A 21,491-nucleotide genomic window follows, 5' to 3' on the forward strand; every position below is an offset into this window, starting at 1 on the left:
ATTAAATTATATGGTAAGTCCACTTTTCGATTATTTCTAAAGTTCAACACTTTTTAAAGATCCCTTGATACGGTATGTAAGGCGTCTTACTAAAGATTACCGTAAGCAGGGTGAAAGTATTCTGTATGTGAAATGAAAATACTAATTTCGGGAAGCATTTTTGAGTGTTGTATGGTTTATGCCAGTGCTTTATACCGGTACTTTTATAGTAGATTTATAGTATAATCTGTTTGATAAGGTTGAATATCTCAAGTTCTTTTCAAAAACCAGTTTTAAGAAATAAAGTTAATTAAAACAAAACCTTATTTATGGTAAAGTTTCATTATGTACGTGATATCATGATTCGAAAATGCACTGATCACGGCTATTTTAGAGGAGGCAGCTGTCAGCAGTGTAAACGCCCTGGAAGATACGTGCTTGACGATGGCAGAGAAGAAAAGCTTGGAAGGTTTGTATCGGGAACTCTCCGTCATTTTCCGGCATCTGCAGGAGTTAAAATGGATAAGTACGGCTGGATAGACCTTAATGCTTTCTGCGAGGTTATGAAAAAGCGTTATAACTGGATGAGAAAAGAATATCTTTATGCCCTTGTCGAGTCTGATGAAAAAGGAAGATATCAGATCAGCGGGCCCATGATTAGAGCGCGTTACGGACATTCAGTCAACGTTGACCTTGACTACGACGAAAGTGATACTCCTTACGTTTACTATGGTGCAAGCCCTGAAGAAGTCGATGTCCTTCTTGAGAATGGAATTTTCCCTATTAAACAGCGTTATGTGCATCTCAGTACCACATACGAAAAGGCAGCCGAAGTTGCCCTTATTCACACTGAAAGTCCTGTGATTCTGCAGGTTGATGCCTTCAGAGCTCAGGAAGACGGAATTTCTCTGAAGCTTGCAACGGATTATATAGTACTTGCAGAAAAAATACCTCCTGATTACCTGTTTGTACTTGAGGACTAATCTCTTCTTACTGTTTTACTTTTAGTATTATTTTTCTATCCTTTACATTTTCTTTGTATTTCAGTATTATTTTTTCTGCTTTTTTCTTTACAGTTTCTTTGCTTTTTATCTTTATCAGCCTACAGATACTTCAAAAAGGCCTTCCTTTTCCTTTATTTTGAACTTCACATCCAGAAACTGTTCTGTCACCCAGATATTAGTCGCAGCATGCAGGGTCAGCTCACGGACAGTAAAGGAACTGTTGCCAGCAAGTGCCATATAGGGAATTAACTGGTCTGCCAGATGAATGTCCACAGCAGCTCCTGCCCTGAGTTCTTTAATAACTTCTTCCGCAGCTTGCCTGCCTACTTTTTCAGCAGGCAGCCCCTTTTTTCCAAGGGCACTTCCCCCGCAATAGCCCTTCCAGAGAGTTATTCCGCTTCCTGTGGAGAAAAATTCGGAGGAACTGACATCTATCCGGGCATCATATCCGGCTTCAAGAAACAGGGACCTTGCAGATTCAGCCTGGCGGGCCGGTACATGTGCAGGAAGGTTAGATGCGTGTGAAACTCCAATAATTTCTTCCATCATGCTTTTTTCTCCCTTCAAACCTTCTCCCACCGGGTTACTTTCTGTTTTTTTATTTCCTTCAGTTTTCCTGAAATGAAAACCATGAAGTTTACAGGGCTCAAAAACAGCTGAAACACTTCCTCCGCCTCTCGGATAGTAGCCGCGCTCTTTCAGGGTTACGCTGCCCGCATATCCAAATTGTTCAAGTGCCCTGAGGGTTACATGCTTCAGGTAGTCGATTGTCGGAGACCATGCAACGTCAGTCCCGCCTCTGATTGTTAACTCTACCTTTTCTTCTACAAAAGGCAGGGCTGGCATAATGCATTGCAAAAGCAAGGTTATGCTCCCCGCGGTCCCGATATCAATATTATACTTTCCCCCCTTTATTTCCACTGGAGCAAAAAATAATTCCGAGGAGCCCTGAGAAAGCCCTGAAACCCGTGCCCCACAAATCTTTGCTGCAGTTTCCAGAGCTTTAAGGTGTTGCTGTTTCAGGCCCGGATTTGGCCTGTTTTCTCTTATATTCGTAACTTTTATTTCTTCCCCTGTAACTGCAGAAAGGGCAACAGCAGTTCTGACTAACTGCCCACCTCCTTCCCCGTAAGAACCGTCTATTTCTATCATTTTCCACTCCCGTTTATTTCACTTAACTTTTCATTCGGCTTTTCATTCGGCTCCTAATTTAGCTCCTAATTCAGCTTCTAATTCAGCCTTTTTTTAGTTTTCATTCAATATTTTTCCTTTTTATCCAGATTTCATTCATTTGCCTTAATTTTGCTATTTAACCTCATATCCAGCCTGATTACTTATATGGGCTTCTTTCGTTGCCTTAATTTCCCTTACCCTTAATTTTCCGCATGTTTCTGGCTGCAGCTTTTACAGCCGGGGTAAGAGGATCAACAAGCGTGGAAACCGGAGGAGCATAACAGGTTTCAAGGTTGAGGAGGTCTTTAATTGTTGCTTCCTTTCTTATCGCCAGGGAAAGAGCGTCAATCCTTTCTTTTATTCCTTCTCCTCCTGCAAGCTGTGCTCCTGCAAGACAGTTGTTTTTAAAAAGAAGCTTTATATAGAGGTCTTTTCGACCGGGATAGTAAGAAGCTCTGGTGCGCCCTCTGGAAAAGCCTGTTACAGTCTTTATCCCCTGTTTTTCAGCCTGACCGGATGTTAGCCCAACTCCTCCGAACTGAAGGTCTCCGGCAACTGCCACCCAGGGGTCAGCAAGAGGCCCGAAAGTCGAATGTTTGCCTGTTATATTGTTTCCTATCACATCTGCCATACTTCTTGCTGTTGTACCAAGCTGGCTCAGTCTTGACTCTCCGGTTATAAGGTCAATAACTTCAGCGCATTCGCCCCCTGCATACACATGGGAGAGAAATTTCTCTCCTGCTTTTACCTGAAGCATTTCATTTACAATTATTCCTCCTGCCTTCCCGATCGTTATTCCTGTTTCTCTGGAAAGCCAGGTTTCGGGTTTTACACCAGTTGCCAGCAGCACAAGGTCTGCAGGAAGCTGTCTATCCCTTAGAATCAGAGTTTTTTGTTTCCAGAAGTTTTCAGGCAAAATTACAGATTCCCCTGTGATAACTTCAACCCCGAGACTTTCAAGATGTTCCCTGACAATTGCAGACATATCGGAATCAAACTGCCTGGTAAGCAGGTCATTGCCCCGCGTTATAAGAGTAGTCCTGATCCCCCGTTTTGTAAGAGCTGAGGCACATTCTATTCCTATCGTGCCTCCGCCTATGATGCAGACTGTCCGGGCAGTTTCCAGTGCTTTTTCAAATAGCATGCCATCGGCAAGGCTTCTCAATGTAAAGATTCCATAAGGTAAAATATTTGCCCTGCTTTCCCGGGGTATAAAAGGCAGGCTCCCCGTAGCAATAACCAGTCTGTCAAAAGGATAGGTTCCTTCCCCTGTAATAACGACCTGCCCGTTCAGATCGATTGAGGTTACTTTCTCGTTCAGTTTCACATTAATTTTGTTTTCCCTGAAAAAAGCGAGAGGCTTTACAATCAGTTTTTTTAAACTTTCAATTTCCTTTCCAAGGACAAAAGGAATTCCGCAGTGACTGTAAGCAGTATGGGAATCCCATGAAAGCACGGTTATATCAAAATCGCTCTGCCTTCGAATTTTTGTTGCAGTTGCCATCCCGCAGGCTCCTCCCCCTATAATGACCACTTTTGCAAACTCTTTTTCTGTCCGGGAATTTGAAGAGGCATTTTCGGAAATATTTTCCTGAATTTCGCCTTCTGTTCGAGAACTTCCATCTTCAGTACCTTTCGCACCAGAATTGCTTCCCATGCTTTTCATAATGGTGCTTCGCGCCTATTATATGTTTTTAAATACAAAATTAGTCTTGAGAAGCTCTTTAAAGGCAGGTTGCTTGTAAAAAATTCCCTTTAGAATCTTTTCTTAAAATATCCATTAAAACATCCATTTTAAGTTATTTTAAGAAAACAACAGGATATACCGGTTTAAATGGGGGTCTGAACGAGCGAGTTGGGAGTGGGGGGGTTAGTATATAAAACAGTGTATTTGTCTCGCTCGTTCAAATTTTTAGACGTCTTTTGTTTTATATATACTTTTCTAAATTTTTCCAATCCGGTAATTTTTAGAATCTTAAGTATCTTCACGAAAAATTGCTATCCTTATATTTATCAAGTATAAATTAAAAAATTCAGGCCTGAGCAACTTCCTAAAGAACCACAAAGTTCTTAAAGCCAGCAGGCATTAAACATATGAATTTAAGACATGTGACGTACAGGATTCCTGTTTTGCCGAAGTTGTTTTCCGGTGGGCGGGAGCTGTTCTGTCAGGTCATATCATATATTAACAATTTCATCCATTCATCACACTGGATCCGTAAAGAATTTCACGTACTAAACGTATGCAAACTTGATAGAAATTTCAGATTATACATATTACCAATTCAGGGCTAATATTCCAGTCCAGATAAAACCTTATACACCACATCACCCATGAAATAAAAGTCAAAAAGTGCTTTCAATAAACCTGATGCATTCCATTCACCACTTTACCACTTATCATTTAGAGATACTTGTTTAAGATGAAAAAGACTTCAGGGAAACTCGCGCCACTGGCGCCTCAGTTTAATCCCGCTTATGGAAGTATTCAGACATCAGGAAATTGAATTGTAAACACGTAATTTGACTTATCGGTCTGAAAGCTGTTTCAGATCTTCAATAAGCTTATGTTAGGGCGAAGACCTTCGGGCAGGTAAAGAAAGACACCTTGAGTTAAGTGTCTTTTTACTATATCGAAAGTCGAAGAGCAGCTCTATCTGTGAGAGCTTTAAAACCAGAATGTCATTGATCTGGCGATTACCTTGCAGGTAAGAACTTTCATCAAATAATAGTCAGGAAGTATTCCTTCTGCTTGATTCTCCTGGCATAAGCACAAAAGGCAGTGCAGACAACCCGGAATTTCTCTTTCCGGCTCACAGCATAACCGATTCTGAAGTCTGCCTTTCAAGGGTGTATTATCCCTGACCTGGTTTTAATCTGATTTTGCTATTATTTTTGTATTCTCTGGTTCTTTGCGGTTTCCAGCACGTTTCCAGGGATAGATAACAGGTCCTTTACTGAACAGGTCCTTTACTGTCAGAAAAATACTGTGGACTGAAGCCGGAAAAAGAATTGTACACCAGGTTCCCCCGTGTACAGAGACTATTTCCTGTCTATTTGCCAGAAAATTGCCAGAGAAAAAACCTTTCATAATAATACTTCATGATAAATCGTTATAATAATTCTGGGAGAATTCACATGCAAAATACTGATACAACAAAATACATTATTCACTCTAAAATCAATGCTGATGGGGTTATTGAGCGTCCGGATATCGTAGGCGCAATTTTTGGTCAGACTGAAGGTCTTCTTGGAGCTGACCTTGATCTGCGTGATTTGCAGAAAACCGGAAGGATCGGAAGGATTGAGGTAATGGTCACTGCTAAAGGTGGAAAAACCAAAGGAAATATCTTCGTTCCTTCTAGCCTTGATAAAGTAGAGACATCAATTCTTGCAGCATCGCTGGAAACCATTGACAGGGTAGGTCCCTGCAGTGCCAAGATAGAGGTTTTCCAGGTAGAAGATGTCAGGGCTGTAAAACGCAAAAAAATCATTGAGAGGGCAAAACTCATTTTTACGAAAATGTTCGATGAGACTGTGCCCGAATCTCAGGAACTTGCCGATGAAGTAAGACAGTCTGTAAGGGTTGATGAGCTGACCTATTATGGCAAGTCAAGAATACCCTGCGGGCCGAATGTGCTTAACTCGGACGCTATTATTATTCTCGAGGGCAGGGCTGATATCCTGAACCTCCTCCGTTATGGGATTAAAAATACCATCTGCGTTGGTGGAACCAACATTCCTCCTGAGGTTGCCGAACTTACTAAAAAGAAAACAGTAACCGCTTTTACGGATGGTGACCGTGGCGGAGAACTCATTATACGTGAACTTTTGCAGGTAGCAGACATCGACTATGTTGCCCGTGCGCCGGATGGCAAATGTGTGGAAGACCTGGTCCAGAAAGAAATTATCAGAGCTCTCCGCCGCAAGGTTCCGGTGGAACAGATCATTGAGAAATACGGGATTCAGGAAAGAGAAAATGAAGACAGCGCATGCAGGCTGGAACGTGTTTCTAAAAGAAAGATCAGAGCTCCGGAAATTGTTCCCAGGATTGCTGAGAAGAAGCTGCATAAGCGTGTGAAGGTTCACAGGGTATCTCCAAAAGCAGACATCCATGAAGAGGAGTTCCCTGAAGAAATGGAAGAAACCGGCCCTGAAAGAGCTCCGGAAAAAATTTTCGAAAAGGTCACTGAAAGAATTCCAGAAAGGCCTGCTGAAAAAACTTCTGCTGCGGCAGAAAGAGTTGAGGCAAGAACCTCTGTTGCAAAGCCTGCGGTTATGGCAAGGGCAGTTCCTGCTACCAGAGTCACCAGAGGAAAAGCTGCGGCTGAAAAAGGCCCGGCTGTAAAGGTTCCTGGAGGAGAGGCGGTTAGGGTTTCCCCGGCTCCGGCAAGACAGGCCCCGGCTCCGGTTTCTCCGGAAGCTATAAGGTTCAGGCCTCACGTTGATGCTCTTAAAGGTACTTTGACTGCAAGGATTCTTGACTCCGATGATAAGGTTATAGAAGAAATCGCAGTAAGAGACCTTGCAAGCAGGCTAAAGAACTACAGGGATAATGTGAAAAGTGTAGTTTTTGATGGCGTGATCACACAGAGGCTCGTTGATATCGCTTCTAGCAATGAAATCAAAAACCTTATAGGAGTAAAAATAGGAAATATCGCTAAAGTTCCTGCAGATATGGAAGTTTTGACCTCAAGCATGCTCTGAGAGGCTTTTTAACTTCCTTTTTTCTTTCCTTTTCCTTATTTTTGTATTTTATTTCTCCATTTTTCTATTCTTTCATTTTCCCGTTCTTTTGTTCCATTCTTTCATTTCCCGTTTTTTTGTTCCTTTCCTTTTTCATTCTTTCGTTTTTATTCTTCCTTTTTTTATTTTTTTACGAATAATTGTTTATGGCAGGCTTTTTTTCTAACGGTAATTTTTTCTAAGCAGATAATTATCCTATCATTTTTATTTTATGTGTAACATTTATGTATGAATGCCGTGAAATCACCACGATTTGGTATGATTTCACACTATGGTGCTAAAATTCACACTCTTTGCTGGGATTCTTCATGATTTTTCATATACAATATATGGAAAACTCTATTAACTAAAAGTAGGAAGAATATTTCCTCGGGTAATTCTTTTATTCGGTTCAAGATAATATTAAATTGATCTTGTAAAATTGTAGGTCTGTTCGCTATGCACAAGGAAGAACTAATACAACTGCACACATATATGGCTCAAATGAAGAGGTACTTTGAGAGGCACGGTGTAACGCACGAGTTCGACGACTATAAGGCTTTATCGATAAGCCCTGTCCACATCCACAGGAGCAAGGCGGATCACAAGCGCGCAATTTTTATTTTAGGAGGCGAGCTTGCCACTCTCATGTCAAGGGATGACCCTATCTTTGAAGAAGCGTCTGCCCATATGAGAGATTCCATGAATTCCGTCATTAAACTTATCGGTAATAACTGATAGGGCCCCTTATAGTAGTAAAGAATTCGTTGTCCGAAAATACGGGTTCGAGATATTTTTGTTTTGAGATCAAAAGGCGGTATGGGTGCAGATGCATTTTCATGACCATACCGTCTTCTCCATCTGAATAATACTTTTTTTCAGTCCAGCATTGTGTGAATCCTATCGATCTGTATAATTTTTGTGCACCAGTATTACTGGTTCTTACTTCGAGTCTTGCGTATCTGAGCCCGTTTGCGACAAAGATATCGCATATCGCATGGATAAGTTCCGTGCCTATCCCCCTTCCCCTGTATTCTTTTTTAACGCCGACGGAGAATATATGCCCTTCATTTTCTGCAGAACGGTAGCCTACAACATACCCCACGACTTTTCCTTCCTGTTCTGCAACCAGAAAGCCGTCTCCAACCATTTCGTAAAAATTCATATACACCAGGGAGTTATGCTCCGAAAAAGCCTCTTCCTCGATTTCGACTATTTCCTGGAAATCCTCAGGTGCGAACCGTCTTATCATGATATCATTATATATTTCTACCATTTTATTACTTCTTCGAGGAAAAAACTGCTCTTTTATAGAGACCTGCATTAAAGTTTTTTAACATGCCTCACGTCCACTGCAACACCTCTTCCTGACTTTTCCATTTCCTTTCCGCTCATCGCAGCTCTTCCTACGCAGAGCGCTCTTTTTCCAAGCACTATTACCTCATCATTCGGCCTTATTCCGTGGTCTGCCTCAAGAACACCCGGAGCAAGAATGGAACCACGTGGGACAAAGTCATCAATCTTTACCACATACTTCTCACTTTTTAGCACCAGTTCTCCTCCTTCAGGAGAGAGGGCAAGCATCCCGTATTGCGGAATTAAAGTTGCAAGCTGCTTCTTTCCAACAAATAGCTGGTATTTTGGAAAACGCCCTTTCACCACAGGGGTTCCGACCTCTCCTGAAAAGAGATATTTTGCGCCCTCTCCAAATTGATAGCTTGCAACCGCCTTTACGAAGTTTTTCTTCTCTTCTTCCGCATTCTGGCTTTTCCTGTTAAAACCCTCGGATGTGCAGATAGATTCAACAGTATTTTTCAGGCTTGAAAGAGATTCGTAGGACGTGAGGCTCTCCCCTGCAGTATAAACTATTTCAATTCCCAGCTTTCTGGCTACTCTTTCACAGATTTCTCTGTAAGCTCCCTCCACATGGGCAACTATCGCTTTATAATTGTATTTTGAGAGATAGTCTTCAAGGCAGCCTGAAACCCAGGCTTTTTCTTCTTCGTCCCAGTGTCCGGTGACTGCAGTATCGTAATGGGCTGCCGGATAGGTAAGTTCAAGTTCTCTGGGAACGATTCCCAGGGGCGACGTTATGATCACTTCATGGACAAACTTTCGGTATTTGCCAAGGGTAAGTATGAACTTTTGATGGGACTGTGACGTTGAGTAAGGTTTTCGGGCTGCACACGGAAGGAGCAGGAGGATATCAAGATCAGGAGGCGTGTATCTCTCCCGTATGCGCTGTGCAAATCTGACCACTTCGATCCTTGAAAGAGACTCTGAAGTATCTGCAAGTAGCTGGTTTTGCCGGAAAGCAGGGACCCTTTCTTCGAGATAAGAATATTCAAAGTCCCCAAGGCGCAACAGAGCTGTGAGCCAGGGTCTGACCCTGCACTGACCTTCTACATACTCACGCAGGTTACCTGCCCTGATCTTTTCCCTTACAAGGGAAAATTCGGCATCGAGAGCATCCCTGTTATGCGCCGCAAGAAGTTTTGCCCTTTCAGCTTTCGGGAGAGTCCTTAATTCTGCAGGCGTGGTTGAGGCACATACCCTGCACCTGCACGGAAATTCTGTCAGTGAATCAAGATAAAAACTGCCGGCAGCCGTAAGGTAAACATCAGAATAAGCTGCAATCTCAGCCCTGGTATCATCCGTTACATCGATCCCCATGTAGGCAAGCATTGCTGCATTTTCAGGAAGCGCCAGATTTGGGGCGTACAGCGCAGTGTCAGGGGGGATGCGGTTTTTAAGGTCTATCAAAGTTTCCAGAAACCTGCGAGCGTTATTTTCCAGAGTCCCTATACCTTCGATTATGTAAAGGTCGCTCTTCTGGACCTCTCCGCCTATTCGCAAAAGAGAGCCTGCAGGTCCATCAATTTCGTTGTTTCCATCGGAAGTAAATGTTTTTACTTTTCCAAGCGACTCTGCTGGAATGGCAGGAGGGTAGGCCTGATGTGGAAGAATTACAAGGGTCCCTTTTCCTGTTTTTTCGCGGATTTTTTTAATGCGTTCTTGAAGTTCTTCTTGGCTACCGGTCCAGAGGCTGCCTGCATCAACAACAGGCCCCGGGTTTTCAAGATTTCCGAGTGCTGCCGTATGCAGGGCACAGGGAGTGCGGAGTTCGGGAGAGAGCAGGAGTTTCCCTATACGTGCTGCTCCATCTCTATTTTCTACTTCAAAGTACTGTGTCATGTTTGTCCTCTTATGTCTATCAGGATGTAAAGGTTTGCCCTGCATTTTTTTCTGAAAAAGTTCCTGTTTTCCTTGCCTTTATTTTACTTTTTCTTCTCTTATCTGAAAAGCTGTAATCTCTTTCTGGATTTCAAATGTATCCCGGAAGGAAGGAGGATGGTATATTCTTATATATTATTAATATTGATTATCTGCTGCAAATTATCTCTCATTTCTGTCCCAACCGTGACAGACTTTCTATTTTTCACATCTGAATTCTACATTTGAGGTCTATAATGAATATAACTGAAGAGCTTAGAAAAATCGTTGGTGGGCGGCTCTCGGTCTCGCCTTCTGAACTTTATTGTTATTCTTCTGACGCATCCCAGGTCAAGGGGATGCCTGATTACGTGGTGCGTCCTGAAAGCACCGACGAGGTCAGCCGCATTTTGAGGCTTGCCTATGAAAATGAAATCCCGGTTACTGCAAGGGGCGCAGGCACAGGTCTTGCCGGCGGAGCTGTCCCGGTCAGTGGGGGCATTGTGCTGGATATGTCGGGAATGAATCGTATTCTCGAAATTGATATTGACAATATCCAGGTAGTCGTGGAGCCCGGAATGATCCAGGACGCCCTTAACGACGCTTTAAAACCATACGGATTTTTCTTTCCCCCTAACCCGGGCAGCTCTGCAATGTGCACCATCGGGGGCATGATAGCTTATAATGCAAGTGGGATGCGCTGCGTTAAGTACGGAACAACCAGAAACTACGTCCGCGACCTTGAAGTGGTGCTTGCGGACGGGACTGTTATCCACACAGGCTCAAAAATGCTAAAATCAGCTGCCGGGTATGACCTGACACAGCTTATAATAGGATCTGAAGGCACGCTTGGAATTGTCACGAAAGCCAGCCTGAAGATCGCCCCTCTTCCGAAGACACGCAAACTTGTGATCGCCTCCTTTAAAAGTGCGGAGGTTGCAGGACAGGCAGTTGTAAAGACTTTTTCAAACGGAGTTATTCCATCAGCCTGTGAGATCCTTGACCGGGTTTCCCTGCAGGTGCTTAAACGTTATGACCCGAAACTTGTGCTCCCCTCTGAAGGTGATGTCATCCTTTTCGAGGTCGACGGCACTGAAAACTCGGCTCGTGAGGCAGCAGAGCAGATAATAGAAGTTTGCTCTCCTCTGACCCTTTCCATAAAGCTTGCAGAAAGCGAAAAGGAAATGGCAGATATCTGGGCAGCAAGGAAGCTGGTAGGCGCAGCAGTTTCTCGCCTTGACCCTACAAAAACCAGGATTTATGTAGGTGAAGATGTAGGGGTTCCTATTAAGAAGATCCCGGAACTGCTCAGGAGGGCACAGGAGATTTCCGAGAAATTTAACCTGCCTGCAATGAAATACGGGCATATAGGAGACGGAAACCTTCACCTAGCCCTTTTCATTGATGTCCTGAATGAAGATGAGTGGGACCGCCTTAACCGGGCTGCAGATCTTGTCCACAGGACTGCAATAGAGCTTGGGGGCACGGTCAGTTCCGAACACGGTGTCGGTGCAGCCAGAGCCGAATACATGGAAGCCCAGTGGGGACCTGCTATTGAAGTGATGCGTGCAATTAAGAAAGCCCTTGACCCAAAGGGAATCCTGAATCCGGGTAAACTGGGGCTGTAAAAATTATGAAAAACGAAGTAAAAAATGAAGAAGTAAAAAATGAAACCGGGAGGGCAGAGAAATTGAACAAAAAAGAAACAGGCGAGAAAAGCAAAAAGCTGCCCTTTGAAGTTGACCGCCGTTCGGTTTATAAATGCGTGCAGTGCGGAACCTGTCGTTCAGTCTGTCCTGTCTTTGACGTTGTCGGCTGGGAGTCTGCCAACACACGTGGAAGAATGCTTATTATTAAAAGCCTGATCGAAGGGAGGCCGCCGTCTGAAGATGTCCTTTCGAGCCTTGCTTCCTGCACTACCTGCGGGATCTGCGCTGCTAAATGCCCTGCCGGAGCCAATCCTCCAGAAGTAGTGGAAGCTGCCCGTGCCCAGCTGGTAAAATGCGGTGTGACAACAGATGCCCAGGAAAAATTGAGGTCAGCAGTTGCGACCAGCGGCAATTCGTTCGGTGAAACCAGAAGCCGACTACACTGGCTTTCTGATTCGGAACGCTCAACACTCCCTGAGAAGTCGGATTACGTGTACTTTGTAGGTTGTTTTGACTCTTACCGCTATCCGGAATTTGCAAAAAAGACCTTTGAGGTTTTGCAGCACTTTGGGGTAACCCTCCTGCCGGATGAGCAGTGCTGTTCATCTCCCCTTCTCCGCACCGGTTTCCGGGAAGACGCGGAAAAGATTATGGAGCACAACCTTGAGCAGATAAGAAATGTGGGAGCACACACCCTTATTACAGGCTGTGCAGGCTGCTACACCACCCTCAAGAACAATTATCCTGAAGAATTGAGAGTCATCAGTCTACCTGAGTTCCTTGCCGAGCACCTTGAAGAACTCAACCTGAAACGCCTTGACCTTTCAGTTACATATCATGACCCCTGCCACCTGGGCAGGCATAATAAGGTCTATGATGCTCCCAGAAAAGTTATTCAGGCAATCTGCAATCTTAAGGAAATGAAAAACATCAAAGAAAACTCCCGCTGCTGCGGCGGTGGGGGCGGAGTCAGGATAGGATATCCGGATATCTCCCTAGAACTTGCCAGAAACAGGCTCGACGATGTGCCTGAAGGCGTTGACTACATAGTGACATCCTGTCCTCTCTGTGTGAGGAATCTCAGAGATGCAGGCGGAAATATCGAGATAATCGATATTATAGAACTCGTGGCAATGGCGATGCAATAAGGTCGGTTCTTCATTGTTTAGCCACTCTGATTTCAGTTATGGCTTTGAGCTGTTGTTTTCTCTCAGCTCCACCTTAACTCCGGGCCGGTTTTGTCCGGCTCAAATCTATTTCTCTCCCCTTTGAATTAACTTTACCTTTTCAGCCTGGACAACATAAACCTCTGTTTTTTACAACCAGTATACTTTTTATCCCCGGAAGACGATTTTTGTCTAGAAATTCCAGTCAAATACGGGCTTTAGAAATAGTTCTAAGTAGTCAGGGAGGAGAAAACAATGAGCTGTAGACCTATAAAGTTTCGTAATGTTCCGCCTGATACGTTCGCATGTATGAAGAAAAAGCTTCAGGGAGCAGGGATCAGTGTTCCTTCAGGAAACAGAGGAGAACTCTCGGGATCCGGCATTGTGGCAGATTTCGAATGGGATGGGCAGTCTAATCTTACGATTACCATCAAAGAAAAGCCGTTTATTGTCAGCTGTGAAGCCGCAGCCATGCGAATAAAACAATTCGTAAGACAGTGCCACGGTTCATAAAAAGTCCGGGAGCCTGGTACAGATATGGATGAAAGAAAAATTGACACCGAAGGCTGTCAGGGCATCAAATTCAGAAATGTGACTCCAGCGGTTTTTTCCTGCATGAAGAAAAAACTCCAGGCTTACGGGATCGAAACTTCGCCCGGAAATTCCGGAGTGTTTGAAGGAAATGGCATAGTTGCCGATTTTAGCTGGGATGGAGAGGCGAACCTTGTGATTGAGATCAGGGAAAGGCCCTTAACTACTTACTGCGGGCAGGTAAGCGGAAAACTGAAAGCTTTTATGCGCGAGTGCCAGGGATTTTGAGAAAAACGCAAATTTCCCTGAAAATCCGTTTCTTCTCAGTCCTGTTTATTTGAAGCCTGCATATTTTTGCTAAGCCTGTCCTGTTGAGTTCTTTACTTTCGTTGCCTTTCTTTTCTCCTTATCAGGCATTTATGGGCATTTCCAACAAGGTCAAGCCGTCCTGCCTTTTCCAGAGCCTCATATACGAGTTCGTAGTTTGCAGGGTTCCTGTAATGCATAAGGGCTCTTTGCATTGCTTTTTCTTTCTTATCCCTTGCAACGTACATTTTTTTGCCTGTAAACGGGTCAAGCCCTGTGTAATACATGCAGGTTGAAACTGTCATAGGAGTTGGAGTGAAGTCCTGAACCTGTTCGGTATATCCTCCATGGTCCCGCACATACTCTGCCATTTCGATCATATCTTTAAGAGTGCATCCGGGGTGGCCCGACATCAGGTAGTTTACAATATACTGTTCTTTGCCGCATTTTTTGTTAAAGGCGTTAAACCTGTCTGCAAACTTCTCATAAACTTCCTTTCCGGGCTTGGACATTGCATCGGTTACTCTTCCTGAGAAATGTTCAGGCGCGATCCTGAGCTGCCCGCTAATATGGTGGGCACAGAGTTCCTCTAAATACTCTTCATCTTCAAGGGCAAGGTCATAGCGCACGCCGTAACCTGTAAATACATGCCTGACTCCCGGAAGCTCACGAAGGCGGTGCATTAATTCAAGCAGCTTTTTGTGGCTTGTATCCAGAGCAGGGCAGACGCGCGGGTAGAGGCAGGCTTTGTCAAGGCAGGCTCCTTTCTTCTCCCAGGATCTGCACTCCATGCCGTACATATTGGCAGTGGGACCTCCTACCCCGTTGATTATGCCTTTAAAATCAGGTTTTTGGGTAAGCTTTTTTGCTTCACGCAGTATAGACTCGATGCTCCGGCTCGCAATCATGCGCCCCTGATGCTGGGTGATGGCGCAAAAAGAACAGCCTCCAAAGCAGCCCCTATGCGTTGTCAGGGAAAATTTAACCATCTCAAGGGCAGGTACGGGTTCGGTGTAAGAAGGATGGGTTTCGCCTGTATATGGCAGTTCATAAACATGGTCAAGTTCCGCTTCTGTAAGTGGGCGCATTGGCTTATTCTGTATGATAATGGTTTTCGGGTGAGGCTGCACAATACCTTTTCCGGTAACAGGGTTCTGTTCCAGGAAGTATGTGCGGAAAGCCTTTGCAAAAACCGCTTTATCCTGGGAAACTTCGGAGAACGAAGGAATCTCGACATATTCCTTAAAAAATTCAGCCGGGTCTAGAGATTTATCCTTAGCTACCTCCTCAGTTGCATTTTCAGATTCATCCTGCTCTCCGGCTTTTTCTTTACCCTTTCCTTTAAGCTCTTTCCAGGCTTTAACTTCCATTTTCCATACAGTTCCGGAGATGTCTCTGATTCCCTTTATGTCCTCTCCGGCTTGAAGCCGTTTTGCAATTTCTACAATCTGGAGTTCACCCATACCGTAAACTACGAGGTCTGCAGGGGCATCAGCCAGAATTGACTGCCTTACTTTGTCCGAGAGATAATCATAATGGGCAAAACGCCGCATTGAAGCTTCGATTCCTCCGAGTACTATAGGCATGTCAGGAAAAGCTTCCTTTATTCTGTTTGAATAGATAATTGCTGCGCGGTTAGGGCGAAGTCCTGTTTTTCCTCCCGGGGAATATGCATCTTTATTACGTGGCTTGAGTCCGGGTGTCAGGTTGCTTACCATTGAATCCGTATTTCCGGCGCTTACGGAAAAGAATAGTCTGGGTTTTCCGAGTTTTTTGAAATCTTCGGGATTTTCCCAGCGCGGCTGGGCAATAATTCCTACTCTGAAACCTGCATCTTCAAGGACCCTTCCGATTATTGCAGTCCCGAAACTGGAGTGGTCCACGTAAGCGTCTCCGGTGACAAGAATAACATCAAGTTCCTTCCAGCCGCGAGCTTTTACTTCTTCAGGGCTCATCGGTAGAAATTTTGAAAGAGGGAGGGGCGGGGAAAACCTTTTTTTCTGCTTCTTTTCTTTCTTTCCGGTTCTTGTTCCGGGTCTCGACTCTTCTTTTTTCCCTTCCACGGTCAAAGCTTTCAATGGCTCCGCTTTTTCAGTCTTTCTTACGGCCTTTGTTCTGGTTTTTACTTCCGCTTTTTTTCCTGCCTTTTTCGGAGTAAAAGAACCGGAAACGGTTACTTTTGTTTTCAGGTTAAAGTTTTCTTCAGACATGAGATGTTTTCATGCTCCCATAATCATTTTCAGCATCGTATATGATGCCGTGATCTGTTTGTTTCCATCCCTGTCAGTTGGAGCCCCGTGCCCGGAGTACAGGTTTTTTACATCGAGTTTTGTAAGCTTTTCTACGGAGCCGAGCATTTTATTGGGTTCTGAGCCTTCAAAATCCATTCTCCCAAACCCTCCTCCTGGAAATACGGTATCCCCTGAAAAGAGACTCTTTGAAACCGGCTCATAAAGGCAGATACTTCCCTTTGAGTGGCCAGGAGTGTGAATGACCTTCAGGTATTCCCCATCTCCGATGTCAATTTTATCTCCTTCCTCATATGTGATTGTGGGTTTGACGGCAGGAGCGCGTTCCCCAAAGAGCACGGAAACGCTCAGATACTCATCGTTTACACCTTCAAGGTCAGCTTTATGTATCCCAACTTCTGCTCCGCTTTTTTCTGCAATTGCTGCAGCTGCTGCTGTGTGGTCATAATGGCAGTGAGTAAGGATGATGAGTTTCAGTTCTGTAAGTTTGATGTATTTTTCAAGCTGTTTAATTATCAGGTCACTGTTCATGCCTGCATCGATAAGGACTTTCCCGTTTACAAGATAAACACTGGAATCGTAAGCTGTGGGGCAAATATACCGGACTTCCATATTTCTTCCTCTTCCGCTCCTTTTTTTGCTTTTTTGTTTGCTGTTTTTTCCTTCCCTTTCTTTTATTTTTCTTCCCTTTCTTTCCTTTTTTTCTTGAAGCCTCTTCCTGATTTTCTCTTCCTGATTCCCTCTTCCTGATTACTACTGAAATTTTATATCTTGAAAACTCTGCGTGCGTTTTCAGTTGCAAATTTAGCAATCTCTGCAGGTTCCATTTCCTTATATTCTGCCACTACAGGGATCGAATCCACAATAAATGCAGGCTCGTTTCTGCCCCTGCGCGGGGAAAGGAAAGGACTGTCTGTTTCGAGGAGCAGGTTTTCAGGGGGCACTTCTGCTGCAAGGGTCTGGTGATGTTCGGAAAAACAGACAAGTGTTGCCAGGGAGATGTAGTAGCCTGCGTCCACGATTTCCTTCATGGTTTCAACAGAGCCGCTGTAGCAGTGATAAATTACTGTGTCTACGTCCCTGGCAAGCTCCAGGACTTCAGCTTCAGCCATTCTGGCATGCACAACAAGAGGTTTTTCCAGGTTTTTTGCAAGCTCGATCACCTTTTTAAATGAAGCTGTTTGTCTTCTACGTTCTTCGTCTGTTTTGCAGTCCTGAAAATCTAGGCCGGCTTCTCCGATAGCTACCGCTTTTCCTGCATTAGCTTCTATCTGGGCAAGGATTGCATTTATATCTTTATCACTGCCTTCCCTGCCGATATCAGGGCTAAGCCCCAGTGCGGCATGAATATCCTCGTTCTTTTCCGCGAGTTCAAGACTTATGCGGTTTCCTTTAAGGGAAATTCCGGAGTTGACCATCCCGACAACTCCTGCTTTTCGGGCTCTCTGAATGGCTTCTTCCCTGTCAGGGTTAAATTTTGGAAAATCAAGGTGACAGTGAGAATCAATGATTGGATAAGGCATGGGTTTGTATTCCATTTCATTTTATTTTACTTTATACATGCTTCGGGAATACAAACCCAAAAAAAGAGAAGATTCCGGACCTTATCCGATTTTGGGTTTTGAGCTGATATCTTCGGTTTTTCTTTCCGGGTTTCCGGTATATTATTCCGGTTTTTCAGCCTTTTTTGCCCTTCAGTTTTTCTTATCCTTTACTTTTTCTTCAGGGCTTTACTTTCAGCTTTTGTTTTCTTTTTTATAGAGAAGGTTCATAGCATTTACAAGGGCTTCCACGGAAGCCATTACTATGTCCGGATTTGCGGACCGGGCTGTTACAATCCTTCCCTTTTCATTTTCCAGACCTATGTATACATCGGCAAGGGCATCTGCCCCACCTGTGATAGCATCGATCCTGAAATCCTGGAGTCTGAAATGATTACTCTCGCCAAGAATGTCTCTTACGGCATGGAGGGCTGCGTCCACAGGACCGACTCCTGTTCTTGCTGCAATGATTTCTTTTCCTTCAATATCTGCCTTAACCACAGCCGTAGGTGTAAGGATGTTTCCTGTCATGACGGATACTTCTTTGAGTTTGATCAGCTCTTCCTCAGAACTCGCTTTACCGAGAACTGCAGAGGCAACTGCATAAAGATCAGCATCTGTTATCTGTTTACCTTTGTTTGCGATTTCTTTAATCCTGATCACAATTTCATCGAGTTGATTATCATTGGTTTTTATCCCGGCAGACTCAAGGGACTGTTTGACCGCATGTTTGCCGGTATGCTTACCAAGGACAATGCGCCGTCTGTGCCCAACCATTTCCGGAGTCATAATTCCTGGTTCGAAGGTGTCGGATTTTTCAAGCACTCCCTGACTGTGAATTCCTGACTCATGGGAAAATGCGTTTTGCCCCACCACAGGCGTGTTTGGAGGGAGCCTGATTCCTGTATAGTTTTCAACCATTTTCGAGGTTTCTACAAGGTATTCTGTCCGGATATTGGTTTTTGCACCGTAGATTGATGTCAGGCTCATTACTGTCTGGGAAAGATCAGCATTTCCTGCCCTTTCTCCTATGCCGTTTATGGTGACCTGTACCTGAGATGCCCCGGCTTCAACAGCCATAAGGCTATTTGCCACAGCAAGCCCGAAGTCATTATGACAGTGCACGTCTATAGGAATCGTTATTTCAGCTGCAATGCCTTTTATCTGCCTGTACATTGCAGACGGGACCATCACGCCAACAGTATCCGGCACGTTGATGATGTCGCAGCCTGCTTCCTGAACCGCTTTGAAAACCTCTATGAGGTATTCAGGGTCTGTTCTGGTGGCGTCCATTGCGGAAAACATGCACTTCAGCCCGTGGTCTTTGATGTACTGGACAGCTTCTACAGCCAGTTGAATGACTTCTTCCCGGCTCTTTTTGATGGTATAGATCCGCTGTACATCCGAGGTAGGGACGAAGGTGTGCACAAGGCCAACATCACTTTCAAAACAGGCATCGATATCTTTTTTCAGCACACGAGCCAGTCCGCAAACTGTGGTGTCAAGCCCGGCATTAGAAATCGATTTTACGGATTCTTTATCTCCTTCTGAAGAGATGGGAAATCCGGCTTCTATTATGTCTACCCCGAGTTTGTCAAGTTGATGAGCAATTTCCAGCTTCTGTGTAGAAGTCAGGGATACTCCAGGGGTTTGTTCTCCGTCACGCAGTGTTGTGTCAAAAACAGTTACTTTTTTACTCTGCATGGGTTCGATGTAAAAATCGATCCCTTCTTTCAGTGTGTACATCCATAGTAATCATCTACATGGATGTACAGTTCTGGTATATAAACATCATGTATATTTTTAAATGTTTAACTGAAATTTTACTTTTTTGAGTTTTCAATGGAAACTTATTTATAGTTGATATGCTATGTTAGGGTTGCTTCTCGGGTGTCACAAGACATCCCGAAGGTGAAAAACGGAATTTGAAAAACGATGTTCGAAAAACGGAACAGGTACTTAAAAACGAGACATGAAAAACGAATAAAAGTGCCTGAGTGATTTGTTTTAATAACGATCGCTGATAAAAACGGACAGAGAAAAGGATTCAAAGGGCCAACTTCCTTGAAATCTTTTAACTATTCACTTTCCATCATTCAAATTTGTTCGACCTTCCTTGAAGGAAAATGTTTATATACAAGAAATTCCTTGTATGTATCCCCTCACAATGCGTAAATGCGTGGGGGAACAACACAAAGCTTTATATACAAGAAACGTCTTGTATGTATCCCTCACACAGGTCAAATGTGTGGGTTGAAAATCAAATTCAATTTCATCTTTTAATGGAGTCAGGAGTTATTTCCTGACTGACGAGGATTTGTCGGTTCGGTTAATTCTGGGTGATATTTGTTATACTACATTTATCGCGACATGAACTAACTGAATTGATAGTTGTTAGTGCAAGTTTCTGCGACCAAGACCTTTAATTTTGAAGTGTGCGATACAATAACAATTCTGGTTGATCCTGCCAGAGGTTACTGCTATCGGTGTTCGCCTAAGCCATGCGAGTCATATGTAGCAATACATGGCGTACTGCTCAGTAACACGTGGATAACCTGCCCTTGGGACCGGCATAACCCCGGGAAACTGGGGATAATTCCGGATAACGCATATTTGCTGGAATGCTTTATGCGTCAAAAGGATTCGTCTGCCCAAGGATGGGTCTGCGGCCTATCAGGTAGTAGTGGGTGTAATGTACCTACTAGCCAGCGACGGGTACGGGTTGTGAGAGCAAGAGCCCGGAGATGGATTCTGAGACATGAATCCAGGCCCTACGGGGCGCAGCAGGCGCGAAAACTTTACAATGCGGGAAACCGTGATAAGGGGACACCGAGTGCCAGCATCATATGCTGGCTGTCCGGATGTGTAAAATACATCCGTTAGCAAGGGCCGGGCAAGACCGGTGCCAGCCGCCGCGGTAACACCGGCGGCCCGAGTGGTGATCGTGATTATTGGGTCTAAAGGGTCCGTAGCCGGTTTGGTCAGTCCTCCGGGAAATCTGATAGCTCAACTATTAGGCTTTCGGGGGATACTGCCAGACTTGGAACCGGGAGAGGTAAGAGGTACTACAGGGGTAGGAGTGAAATCTTGTAATCCCTGTGGGACCACCTGTGGCGAAGGCGTCTTACCAGAACGGGTTCGACGGTGAGGGACGAAAGCTGGGGGCACGAACCGGATTAGATACCCGGGTAGTCCCAGCCGTAAACGATGCTCGCTAGGTGTCAGGCATGGCGCGACCGTGTCTGGTGCCGCAGGGAAGCCGTGAAGCGAGCCACCTGGGAAGTACGGCCGCAAGGCTGAAACTTAAAGGAATTGGCGGGGGAGCACAACAACGGGTGGAGCCTGCGGTTTAATTGGACTCAACGCCGGACAACTCACCGGGGGCGACAGCAATATGTAGGCCAAGCTGAAGACTTTGCCTGAATCGCTGAGAGGAGGTGCATGGCCGTCGCCAGTTCGTACTGTGAAGCATCCTGTTAAGTCAGGCAACGAGCGAGACCCGTGCCCACTGTTACCAGCATGTCCTCCGGGACGATGGGTACTCTGTGGGGACCGCCGATGTTAAATCGGAGGAAGGTGCGGGCCACGGTAGGTCAGTATGCCCCGAATCTCCCGGGCTACACGCGGGCTACAATGGATGGGACAATGGGTCCCTCCCCTGAAAAGGGCTGGTAATCTCACAAACCCATTCGTAGTTCGGATCGAGGGCTGTAACTCGCCCTCGTGAAGCTGGAATCCGTAGTAATCGCGTTTCAATATAGCGCGGTGAATACGTCCCTGCTCCTTGCACACACCGCCCGTCAAACCACCCGAGTGAGGTATGGGTGAGGGCACGGACTTCGTGCCGTGTTCGAACCTGTGCTTTGCAAGGGGGGTTAAGTCGTAACAAGGTAGCCGTAGGGGAATCTGCGGCTGGATCACCTCCTAAGCATAAAACAATATCACCCAGATGCCG

General features: G+C 44.9%; 15 protein-coding genes and 1 rRNA gene. 8 read left to right on the forward strand and 8 right to left on the reverse strand.

The features are described 5' to 3' along the window. The first annotated feature begins 338 nt into the window (after window positions 1–338). Complete coding sequence (locus MSMAS_RS00080) at window positions 339–962, forward strand: RNA 2'-phosphotransferase (protein WP_011033245.1); 624 nt, start codon at window positions 339–341, stop codon at window positions 960–962. Window positions 963–1,076: 114 nt separating this feature from the next. On the opposite strand, the gene rtcA is transcribed toward MSMAS_RS00080, so the two are convergent. Both rtcA and MSMAS_RS00090 read right to left on the reverse strand, forming a co-directional pair. Beyond that, complete coding sequence (gene rtcA / locus MSMAS_RS00085) at window positions 1,077–2,135, reverse strand: RNA 3'-terminal phosphate cyclase (protein WP_011033244.1); 1,059 nt, start codon at window positions 2,133–2,135, stop codon at window positions 1,077–1,079. Between the two features lie 205 nt (window positions 2,136–2,340). Further along, window positions 2,341–3,813, reverse strand: coding sequence for an FAD-dependent oxidoreductase (locus MSMAS_RS00090; protein WP_048046890.1), 1,473 nt, complete (start codon window positions 3,811–3,813; stop codon window positions 2,341–2,343). Between the two features lie 1,481 nt (window positions 3,814–5,294). Here MSMAS_RS00090 and dnaG point away from each other — a divergent pair. Beyond that, a complete protein-coding gene (gene dnaG, locus MSMAS_RS00100; RefSeq protein WP_048039564.1) occupies window positions 5,295–6,863 on the forward strand; it encodes a DNA primase DnaG in 1,569 nt (522 codons plus the stop codon). Between the two features lie 477 nt (window positions 6,864–7,340). After that, window positions 7,341–7,619, forward strand: coding sequence for a UPF0058 family protein (locus tag MSMAS_RS00105; RefSeq protein WP_011033241.1), 279 nt, complete (start codon window positions 7,341–7,343; stop codon window positions 7,617–7,619). Here MSMAS_RS00105 and rimI read toward each other — a convergent pair. Together rimI and arcS are read right to left on the reverse strand one after the other, a co-directional pair. Beyond that, a complete protein-coding gene (gene rimI / locus MSMAS_RS00110) occupies window positions 7,603–8,157 on the reverse strand; it encodes a ribosomal protein S18-alanine N-acetyltransferase (protein ID WP_080503104.1) in 555 nt (184 codons plus the stop codon). The genes MSMAS_RS00105 and rimI overlap by 17 nt on opposite strands. A 47-nt stretch (window positions 8,158–8,204) precedes the next feature. Beyond that, window positions 8,205–10,076 (reverse strand): archaeosine synthase subunit alpha, encoded by a 1,872-nt coding sequence (gene arcS / locus MSMAS_RS00115; RefSeq protein ID WP_011033239.1) that lies wholly within the window; start codon window positions 10,074–10,076, stop codon window positions 8,205–8,207. Between the two features lie 275 nt (window positions 10,077–10,351). On the opposite strand from arcS, the gene MSMAS_RS00120 reads away from it, so the two are divergent. The 4 genes from MSMAS_RS00120 to MSMAS_RS00135 all read left to right on the forward strand — a co-directional run bounded on the left by MSMAS_RS00120 (window position 10,352) and on the right by MSMAS_RS00135 (window position 13,728). After that, window positions 10,352–11,722 (forward strand): FAD-binding oxidoreductase, encoded by a 1,371-nt coding sequence (locus MSMAS_RS00120; protein WP_015411718.1) that lies wholly within the window; start codon window positions 10,352–10,354, stop codon window positions 11,720–11,722. Window positions 11,723–11,727: 5 nt separating this feature from the next. Further along, window positions 11,728–12,891, forward strand: coding sequence for a (Fe-S)-binding protein (locus tag MSMAS_RS00125; RefSeq protein ID WP_011033237.1), 1,164 nt, complete (start codon window positions 11,728–11,730; stop codon window positions 12,889–12,891). Window positions 12,892–13,164: 273 nt separating this feature from the next. After that, entirely contained in the window at window positions 13,165–13,422 is a 258-nt protein-coding gene (locus tag MSMAS_RS00130) for a hypothetical protein (protein WP_011033236.1), read from the forward strand. 24 nt (window positions 13,423–13,446) lie between these two features. After that, on the forward strand, window positions 13,447–13,728 hold the full coding sequence (locus MSMAS_RS00135; RefSeq protein ID WP_011033235.1) for a hypothetical protein: 282 nt from the start codon (window positions 13,447–13,449) through the stop codon (window positions 13,726–13,728). 92 nt (window positions 13,729–13,820) lie between these two features. Here MSMAS_RS00135 and MSMAS_RS00140 read toward each other — a convergent pair whose 3' ends face one another. From MSMAS_RS00140 to MSMAS_RS00160, 4 genes are all read right to left on the reverse strand, one after another. Continuing rightward, the gene (locus tag MSMAS_RS00140) at window positions 13,821–15,701 is read right to left on the reverse strand and encodes a YgiQ family radical SAM protein (RefSeq protein ID WP_011033234.1); all 1,881 of its coding nucleotides are present in this window, start codon (window positions 15,699–15,701) and stop codon (window positions 13,821–13,823) included. 264 nt (window positions 15,702–15,965) lie between these two features. Next, a complete protein-coding gene (locus tag MSMAS_RS00145; RefSeq protein ID WP_048039567.1) occupies window positions 15,966–16,607 on the reverse strand; it encodes an MBL fold metallo-hydrolase in 642 nt (213 codons plus the stop codon). Window positions 16,608–16,759: 152 nt separating this feature from the next. Beyond that, complete coding sequence (locus MSMAS_RS00150; protein ID WP_011033232.1) at window positions 16,760–17,533, reverse strand: TatD family hydrolase; 774 nt, start codon at window positions 17,531–17,533, stop codon at window positions 16,760–16,762. Between the two features lie 198 nt (window positions 17,534–17,731). Continuing rightward, the gene (locus MSMAS_RS00160; protein WP_011033231.1) at window positions 17,732–19,282 is read right to left on the reverse strand and encodes a 2-isopropylmalate synthase; all 1,551 of its coding nucleotides are present in this window, start codon (window positions 19,280–19,282) and stop codon (window positions 17,732–17,734) included. Between the two features lie 705 nt (window positions 19,283–19,987). Between MSMAS_RS00160 and MSMAS_RS00165 the strand changes: the two genes are divergently transcribed. Then, window positions 19,988–21,462, forward strand: a 16S ribosomal RNA gene (locus MSMAS_RS00165). The last annotated feature ends 29 nt before the right edge of the window (window positions 21,463–21,491 follow it).

The organism is Methanosarcina mazei S-6 (genome assembly GCF_000970205.1).
Taxonomy (GTDB): domain Archaea; phylum Halobacteriota; class Methanosarcinia; order Methanosarcinales; family Methanosarcinaceae; genus Methanosarcina; species Methanosarcina mazei.